The organism is Psychromonas aquatilis, from assembly GCF_038155185.1.
Taxonomy (GTDB): Bacteria; Pseudomonadota; Gammaproteobacteria; order Enterobacterales; family Psychromonadaceae; genus Psychromonas; species Psychromonas aquatilis.
This window is the reverse complement of sequence record NZ_JBAKAZ010000081.1, coordinates 1-8,779: the sequence shown is the minus strand read 5'-3', so window position 1 is coordinate 8,779 and position 8,779 is coordinate 1. Positions and strand designations below refer to the sequence as shown.

Sequence of the window (8,779 nt, the reverse complement as noted above, 5' to 3'; positions counted from 1 at the left end):
TAGTGGATATTATTATCCAGAATTAAAGTGTCCGGTTCAATTAGACCAGAATAAATAGCAGGTTGGAGAAAGCGTTGTTTAAAGTCACGCCATTTTGTATAAGAACTCGTCGGAATAAGAAGCTTTTCTTTAATATCCTTTAAAAGAAGCTTTAAGTCATAATAATTACCACTTCTCATCTTATATTCTTTTATCAGCCACAGGTATAATCTATGTGAGAAAGGACTCTTTAGCTTCCTGATATTGTTTAATTTTACTTTGGTGAAGTTCTTATTTAGCTCAAATAAGTAAGGTGAAATGCTGTCAGAGAACCTTAGCTCTATTCTATGAGTATTACCCGATGAACGATGGTAATGACAAATGCTAAACCACTTTATTAATTCTTCTTCGGATTCCGAATGTAAGCTTTTAATCTTCAAGGTTTTGTCTCTAATTGAAATTGATGAATTCTGCATATTTCTCCAGATATTTTTAGGAGACAAATTAAATATTTCAGCAAATTCATCTGCGTATACATCAATTGTCCCAATATGCGAGTGTCTGGAATCAACTTTAGTGAGAGCAATGTAAATAAGGCGAATTTCATCTATTTTCAAACTGTAATTTGAGTTAATTAAGCTGTTATGTAAGACAACAGTTAAATTATTTTTATTCGAGTAAGAAATTTTCATTTTCCTAATAAATTTTATTATTTTTATTATGTAGCTTCGCGATTTTGTAAATGCTTAAGTAACTACTATCGCCGCCAGCAAATCGAGTTTATCGCCCCATAAGTTTCTTTCATTTCACTTGTCATGAGTTAGAGGCTTTTATCGTGCTTGTACTGAATTCCAAAGTTTTTGCGACTCTGCATACTGTTTATCAATATGAGCGGCTAAATCTTCGACTTTAACCATAGTTGGAGAGCGCTCTGAGTTGCGTAGCTTTAATGTTGGAAAAGGTAGGGTACATGCCCTTGCTTGGATCTCTGCTGTTTGAGGTTTAAGGCCTAAAAATTCTTCACTAATCTTTTCAAGTGGTATAAACGGACTGCCGAAACGAGCTAGTAGTGCAAATGTAGTTTCCATAAGGTTCTCTAATGAATTAAATGTAATTGAATGCAATTGAATGCAATTCAAATGCGTCTACATAAAAGTAAAACACACGTTGATAAATTTCCAAAACCGGTCAATTAAATATATAGAAAATATTATTTAATTAATTATTATTGGATGTTTTAGAATGAGGTAAGGTTTGAGAATAGGGTATTAATCTGTAGATTGTATAACTTGCTAGGTTGTACTTTAGGCCAACTACTAAAAGTTTTAAGAAAACAAAGCGCTAATGGAGTAAGTAGATTTTATTGGATAAAGCTAGAACACACCCTAAAAAGTATAAAGGATACTTTTTAGAGGTAATAAAAAATACGATAGTCGTTGATATCAGCTTTAGTTGCTGCTGTGAGAGTAATAAGATTTTGTATTCACACCTATACTTGTGAATGCAATTATTTTATGAATACAAAACTTTAGGTTTATTGGGCTTTACATGCTTTCGAATTAAACTTAATCTAGGGTTTAGGCATCTGAACACAAAAGATAAAAAATGAAATTAGCTTATATTCGAGTTTCAACCACAGAACAAAATACTGATCGTCAAATTATCGAAGCAGATAAAACATTTATTGATAAAGTAAGTGGTGCAAATACAAATCGACCAGAACTTATTAAATTAAAAGAGCATGCCAGAGCAGGGGATATTGTTATTTGTCATGATATAAGTCGTTTAGCCCGTAATTTAAAAGATCTTAAAGATCTCATCGAGTTTTTTATTGGGCGTGGTATTTCTGTTCAGTTTATGAAAGAAAATATGATATTTACTGCTGATAAGCAAAATCCTATGAATGAATTAATGCTTAATATGCTTGGTGCTGTTTATCAGTTTGAACGAGATATTATGAAGCAAAGGCAAGCTGAGGGAATAGCGCAAGCTAAGGCTAAAGGAGTTTACAAGGGCCGTTCTACCTCAATGCGATTAAAAGCGGCAATCATTGATTCATATAAAAGTGGAGTACCGCAACGGAAAATTGCTAGTAATAACGAGATTTCTTTGTCTACTGTTCAAAGAGTGATTAAAGCTCATAAAAAAGAGTTGCTAGCTTAGAAAGTTTAATATTAGATAATAAACTGCGATAGGATATCTTTGATAACTGTTAAATATATTCACTTTGGAGTGCTGAACATGAATAAGAGCTCTAATATACCTTCTCTTACCGAGGGGATTATTGTAGCTCCTCCATATCATTGTAACTTTATAAGAACAGTTGAATTCGCTCTTGAACTAGATGCCAGCTCAAAGGCTTGTAAGCTTATTTTTTAATATGTTTATAAGGGGGGGGGATAGACACTATCTGAAATTTTTTGTTATTTGAGGGAGTAGAATAAATTATGTTATCTGTATATCAGCTTGATAAATTTAAATCTTGTTTCCCTCATGGGCAAATTAAAGTCCTAGAAAACAGTAATATAGAAATATTACGACACCCTAAAGCTGCTAAGACCGAAATATATAAGCATTGGAAAAACGTCGCATCATTAATCGCAACAAGTACTCGTTCATGGAAAGTACATAATCAGAATATATTATCTCATGGATCTGAAATAATGATACAGAGAGAAAATTATTACGGCCGCGATACCAAGATTGAATTGCACTGTTTATTATCTTGTTGTGGACATTCATGGTTAGATACTTATGCGAATGTTTATAATCAAATTTCTAAATGGGAAAGAAAACGCAATATCACTGATGAGCAAAGAAAACATATTGCATGCCCTCAATGTCGAAAATTAATTTATAAAACCAACACACAAGCATATCAATTTAAAAATATGAGTAATGATGAGTTACTTATAGCTGCTAGAAATGTTTTTCCAAAAAATCTTGAATCTAATGGAATATTCAGAAAAAAACACTCTGTTTTATCAAATGAAATGAATATCCGAAAAGTCAATGGGAAAAGTTTACTGGAACTTTTTTCTGAGGAGCAAGGCTGGAGAGTTGTACGCCCAGAGTTAATGAATTATAGCTACAATGACTGGCATGATTATTTGGAGTTAAGGGATTATAAAACGCTGAATGAATGGAGAAAAGACGATCCTAGAGCACAGTATATTTGTAGTTCTTTAAATAAAAATACTTATTACATAGATTTAAAAAACGAATTTTTTAATAAAGAGCGATTAACTTTGGATGGCATCCAATACGATTCGACCTCAGAATTACTCGTTGCAAAGGTTTTATCTCATTTAAATATTAGCTTTATAGCCCATGGAAAATGGGGGTTTTATTATAAAAAACGCGATAATGAATATAAAACAAGGAACAGAAGGCATCCTGAATATGATTTTAAATTCTGTATTAAAGACAAAATATATATTGTTGAAGTCTGGTTATGTTCTAGAGATAACCTGAAATTTAATGAAATGAAGGATAAAATGCTGCTTGATTATCTGAATAAACGAAGTTTTAAAACAGAAAATGCACTAATTCATCACCCTGAAGTTACATTGGTGAGTATTGAAGCACGCATTAACAGAAAGAATGGGCAGAAGGCTTTTTTGGAGCATGTGCAAAAGGTTTTTCATAATCAAATTGGTATGTCTGAAGTTAACAATATAGATTTTGAAAGTTTATATGAAGGGGATCCTAGGCCTCTTTCTCAATGGAAAGTGTGTGATTTCTTTCGAGAGTGTAGAGAAACCAGTGCTAAGAAAATAACCGACCTATCAATTAGTTTACAAAATTGCTTGAGAAGAAACAAAGATATACAAGTTTCATTAGCACAGCTTTTAGCAAGAAAGCACGGATACCCTTTAAACACTATATTTTACTTGGCCCCGCTATCTCACGTAGTTAAATATTGTTCTAAACGACCAGAGTTGAGTAATAGAAAGGTATATCAAGAGCTTCACTCTGATGGAAAGTTACCGCATGGTTTTCCTCAGAGAGTTGTTAATGCGTATGATTCAATTATGTACCATAGTCAAATTTGCGGTATAGAGCACCAAGCTTTTATTAATTATTATGAAGCTAAAAAGTTAGTGCAGAAATATAAGTTTAGGAACTCAGTCATATTTGAAATTGCTAGAGATAGTAGTGAAGATAAGTTCACTCCATTAAAGCAAATATACAAGATACCAGATCACCCAATAAGCGGTTATCCAGAATGGGAGGACTGGGCTACCTTTCTTGGGAATAAAAAGCCGTGGCACTTATCAATTGAAGGGCAAGAAGCCATTAAGATCTTAAAAGAGGGCTCAGTAAAAGAGGTCGCTTCTTATATAACGAGAGCATTAGGCTGCCATAAAAGATCTGAATTTCGAAAGATAAGTTGTACTGCAATGAAGGCATTAAGGTTGAATCGCAATGCGCAAGATATAGAAATAATTGCATTTGGTAGTACTACAAACCTTAAATTTGATTTAGAGACAGTAGTTAAAACGGTTAAACACGAAGATTTATTAACAGAAAAAATATGGCAAGAAAAGCGTGCTAAACATAAAACCTATCAGCGAATTTTGTCTAGATTTTATTTGAAGTGGCCTGAATACAAAGGTGAATGGAAAAACGTCTTAAAGGTACTTGAAACCTTTCATAAGTAATGAAAGAAGTAGCTAACAAAAGGAGCCGGAGTAATTTTACAGTTAGGTAGTTTATGTTAGTGGGCGTTATGAGTACCCAGCAATAATTAGTTTAATAATTTTTAATCAATAAAAACTAATTCAAGTTAAATATAAGCTATTGTACAATACTCAGGCGGATGATTATTTAGCCTTATCTCTGCATCAGATATATTATTTTAAAATTCAACGAGGGAATACGATGAAACATAAATTTTTAATCGGCACAGCTGCTTTACTTGGAGCTTTATCGGTTACAACTGTCAATTCACAGCCACTAAATCAAGTTAATGACTCCGATAGCGAAAGTATTGTTTCTAGTGAAATACAAGAACTAAATACTGAGTTTTTAATTGGACCAAACTTGCCTTCGAATAATGCAAATTTTGCATCTCATGGAAGTCATGCAAGCCATGCAAGTCATGCAAGTCATGCAAGTCATGCAAGTCATGCATCAGCTGTTATTCCTACGTACTAAATATAACGAAGTACCATATAGAGTGGTACTTTAAAAGAGCCATGTATGCAAAAAATTATTACCGTTAACCCTGATGTTGTTAGATCTATATTTATAGATGCGAATCTTTATCCATTAGAAATAATTGAATCTTCTACGATACCACTTAGTCCATTTGGCAGTTTCAAAATTAGTTTGTCTAACCAAAAGTTTAAAATTGAAATAAAACTTGCCACGGATACAGATATTACTATGGAGGATTTATGCCATAGTTTAGAAAATAACATCATACATGAATCTTTAAGGCTTAAGATTGCTGAGAAAACAGAGTTGGAAAGAAATTTAATTCTTTCTTATACTTTCTCAAATACTAAGCTTATGGGGTAGTCATGAGTAAATTTCAAAGTGCAGAAAGTTATTCAAATGATAAATATAAATTGCTCCCAATAAGATTTTCAGAGGCTTATGATAATAAATATATAGTAACTAATATGGTTGGTGAGTATGAAATATTAGATTTCGATATAATAAATCGCCTCGTTAATAATGATGTAATACACGATAAAAATCTATTAGGAAGATTGTATTCTAAACACTTTATTTATGATGGAACAGACCATACTGCTTTAAAACTTTTAGGATTAAAATACAGAAGTAAAATAAGTCGTCTAAAAGAATTTACTAGTCTGCATATGGTTGTTGTCTCATTGCGTTGTGATTATACATGCTCATATTGTCAAGTTTCTAGACAAGGCTTAAAAGCTGATTTCGATAAATATGATATGAGTATTAAAACAGCTGACAAAGTTATAGACCTTATATTCTCATCTCCATCTAAAGGCATTAAAGTTGAATTTCAAGGTGGAGAGTCTCTTTTAAATTTTAAAATTATAAAATATATCACTGAAATTTGTCATCTTCGAGGAATACAAGAAAATAGAAACGTGCAATTTGTTATAGCAACAAATTTATCTATGTTAGATGATGAAATAATTAATTTTATAAAAAAATACAATATTTATGTAAGTACATCTTTAGATGGACCAAGATCATTACATGATAGAAACAGACCTAAACCTGAAAATGATGGTTATGATTTAACTATCAAAGGTATAAAAAATATTCAGGAAAATGTCAGTTTATCCCAAGTCACTGCTTTAATGACTACTACTGGTAGATCTTTAGACTACGGAATAGAGATTGTAGATGAATATATCAAAAATGATTTATCGGCTATATTTTTACGCCCATTAAGCCCGTATGGATTTGCTATTACTAAAAAACAAATCAATCAGTATGATACAGATCGATGGCTAGAGTTTTTTAAAAATACACTAGATTATATAATTAACATTAATAAAAATGGTTATAACCTCATGGAGCAATATTCAAGCTTAATTTTAACCAAAATCCTTTCTCCGAAGGATTTAGGTTATGTAGACTTGCAATCACCTTCTGGAGCTATGATTGGTGGTATTATTTATGATTATGATGGCTCAGTATATGCTAGTGATGAAGCTAGAATGCAAGCTGCAATGGGGAATTTTAAATTTAAATTAGGCCATGTAGATGAAAACAGCTATGAAGAAATGATTGGTGGTGAATTTATTCTAGATGCAATTGATAAATCAATGAGTGTTAGCGTCCCGTCATGTACAAGTTGTGCTTTCTTACCATACTGCGGTTCAGATCCGGTATATCATTTTGCTACTCAAAATAACGTTGTTGGTAATAAACAAATATCTGGTTACTGTAAGAAAAATATGGGGGTTTTTAAACACTTAATAAATTTACTTGAAAATTCAGATGAAGAAACAAAAAGAATTCTTCAATCTTGGGTTAGGTATTAAACTATGAGCGAAAAGCTAAAACTAAAAGGGAATTTAAAACCATTAGTTCCTAATTGCGATTTAAATGGATATTTTGAAATAACAAAAAAGTTAGATCTCCCATCAGTTTTATTTAAAAACAAAGTATTTTTTAATGATTTTGATACCTCTACAACAACACCAGATAAGACTATATTCTTACAAAAAAATAAACCTTTACTTGCCCAAGGCAAAAATATTTATTCGATTGACAATGCTTTTTCATATTTAAATGATGGTGACATAATTTTAATTAAAGAGCAGACAATATCTGTAGCATATAGAAAAAATGCAAATGCTACTTTTCTATTATTAACTGAACAATGTGATAACTTTTGTATTATGTGTTCTCAACCGCCTAAAGCAATTAATGATGAATACATAGTTGACCAGTTAATGGAGTTAATTCCTCTTTTACCTAAATCATTACACGAGATTGGCTTAACGGGAGGAGAACCTACTATTTTAGGTAACAAGTTTATTAAAATTTTGAATTTAATAAACGCATATTTACCTAATACTTCGGTACATGTTTTATCTAACGGTAAGTCATTTTCAGATGATTTTTTAAAAAAAATATCAGAAAGAAAACATTATGATTTAATGTTTGGAATTCCTCTTTACAGTCATAACTATGAAACTCATGATTATATTGTCCAATCGAAAAATGCATTTAATGAAACAGTTGAAGGAATTATAAACCTAAAAAGATTTCAACAGAAGGTCGAAATACGTGTGGTTATTCAAAAAAATAATTACAAAGATCTCCCTGATTTAGCCAACTTTATTCTTAGAAACTTACAGTTTGTAGACCAAGTTGTTTTTATGGGGTTAGAAATGACAGGTTTTGCTAGAGGTAATGCATCAGATGTTTGGGTTGAACCTAGCGAATATCAAAGCTATTTGAAGGAAGCAATAACAACACTTTCAAGGGCCAAAGTAAGATGCCGAATATATAATCATCAGTTATGTATTCTCGATAGAAGTTTATGGGAATATAATGTTTCAAGTATCTCTGATTGGAAAAATAACTTTATTTCTGAATGTGAAAACTGTTTATTGCGCTCGTCTTGCGGGGGATTTTTCGCAACTTCTGATAATAGGTTACCTCAAAAAATTAAAGCTTTTAAGTGATTTTAAAATATATTTATTAAGGCAAACGAAACAACTAATATTTTTTATTAAATAACTCTAGATTAATTCAACTTTGAAGTATATAGCGACTAAACTTTTTTGGCTGAATGATCTTGGCCACTATTTTTATTCCTGAGTCATTATAGGGGTGTTAGCACCCCATTGAATCGTTGTTCTTGATTATTTTTTTAGTAGTTTCTGAAATAGTTAAAGTAACTTATACCTCAATACCTAAATACTCAACTTTTCTTTCTAGTTTGAGGCTCGTCAAATATCTTCTGAGTAAAACCATTTTTCGAAAAACTGATTTGGTGATGAAACAAAAATACAGTGTAAACCTTGGCTTTATAATCACAAAAAATAACACTAACTTGTTGATGGTTAGCAAGAAAGAACTAGTTTAATTTTTTAAGAGAAAGAGAAGTCACACTTTAAATCAAATAAAGTAATGGTGATCTTTAGCATCGGAACAGTAAAATTATCACGCTTAAAAGTTACCTTTAGGATCGAATTCTAAGCTCATTTTCTATGGGAGGTTATTTGCTACTTTTGTTTTTTTTAAGTGTTATTTGGGCATTTATATTTATAGTTTAGTTACTGCACCTATTCTGGTCAAGTATAACTGGACACCTGACTTTGTAAATTTTCATAGTTAATCG

8 protein-coding genes are annotated in these 8,779 nt (G+C 31.5%); 6 read left to right on the top strand and 2 right to left on the bottom strand.

Translation table 11 applies throughout. The annotated features are described in order from the left end of the window. Together V6256_RS14055 and V6256_RS14050 are read right to left on the bottom strand one after the other, a co-directional pair. Positions 1-671: replication initiation protein (locus V6256_RS14055; protein ID WP_341598856.1), on the bottom strand; the 671-nt coding region annotated here is incomplete at its 3' end. 138 nt (positions 672-809) lie between these two features. Continuing rightward, a complete protein-coding gene (locus tag V6256_RS14050; protein WP_341598855.1) occupies positions 810-1,067 on the bottom strand; it encodes a pyocin activator PrtN family protein in 258 nt (85 codons plus the stop codon). Positions 1,068-1,584: 517 nt separating this feature from the next. On the opposite strand from V6256_RS14050, the gene V6256_RS14045 reads away from it, so the two are divergent. The 6 genes from V6256_RS14045 to hxsC all read left to right on the top strand — a co-directional run bounded on the left by V6256_RS14045 (position 1,585) and on the right by hxsC (position 8,120). Then, entirely contained in the window at positions 1,585-2,142 is a 558-nt protein-coding gene (locus V6256_RS14045) for a recombinase family protein (protein ID WP_341598854.1), read from the top strand. A gap of 284 nt (positions 2,143-2,426) precedes the next feature. Further along, positions 2,427-4,643, top strand: coding sequence for a hypothetical protein (locus V6256_RS14040; protein WP_341598853.1), 2,217 nt, complete (start codon positions 2,427-2,429; stop codon positions 4,641-4,643). Positions 4,644-4,863: 220 nt separating this feature from the next. Continuing rightward, complete coding sequence (locus V6256_RS14035) at positions 4,864-5,139, top strand: hypothetical protein (protein WP_341598852.1); 276 nt, start codon at positions 4,864-4,866, stop codon at positions 5,137-5,139. Between the two features lie 45 nt (positions 5,140-5,184). After that, positions 5,185-5,505 carry a hypothetical protein gene (locus tag V6256_RS14030; protein WP_341598851.1) on the top strand — a complete coding sequence of 107 codons (321 nt, stop codon included), beginning with the start codon at positions 5,185-5,187 and terminating at the stop codon, positions 5,503-5,505. A 2-nt stretch (positions 5,506-5,507) separates the two neighbouring features. After that, a complete protein-coding gene (hxsB, locus tag V6256_RS14025; RefSeq protein ID WP_341598850.1) occupies positions 5,508-6,968 on the top strand; it encodes a His-Xaa-Ser system radical SAM maturase HxsB in 1,461 nt (486 codons plus the stop codon). A gap of 3 nt (positions 6,969-6,971) precedes the next feature. After that, positions 6,972-8,120 carry a His-Xaa-Ser system radical SAM maturase HxsC gene (gene hxsC, locus V6256_RS14020; RefSeq protein ID WP_341598849.1) on the top strand — a complete coding sequence of 383 codons (1,149 nt, stop codon included), beginning with the start codon at positions 6,972-6,974 and terminating at the stop codon, positions 8,118-8,120. Positions 8,121-8,779: the final 659 nt, after the last annotated feature.

Excerpts from the sequence above, each read along its gene's own strand:
- V6256_RS14050 (WP_341598855.1), bottom strand. The coding sequence starts at position 1,067 with ATGGAAACTACATTTGCACTACTAGCTCGTTTCGGCAGTCCGTTTATA.
- V6256_RS14045 (WP_341598854.1), top strand. The coding sequence starts at position 1,585 with ATGAAATTAGCTTATATTCGAGTTTCAACCACAGAACAAAATACTGAT.
- V6256_RS14040 (WP_341598853.1), top strand. The coding sequence starts at position 2,427 with ATGTTATCTGTATATCAGCTTGATAAATTTAAATCTTGTTTCCCTCAT.
- V6256_RS14035 (WP_341598852.1), top strand. The coding sequence starts at position 4,864 with ATGAAACATAAATTTTTAATCGGCACAGCTGCTTTACTTGGAGCTTTA.
- V6256_RS14030 (WP_341598851.1), top strand. The coding sequence starts at position 5,185 with ATGCAAAAAATTATTACCGTTAACCCTGATGTTGTTAGATCTATATTT.
- hxsB (WP_341598850.1), top strand. The coding sequence starts at position 5,508 with ATGAGTAAATTTCAAAGTGCAGAAAGTTATTCAAATGATAAATATAAA.
- hxsC (WP_341598849.1), top strand. The coding sequence starts at position 6,972 with ATGAGCGAAAAGCTAAAACTAAAAGGGAATTTAAAACCATTAGTTCCT.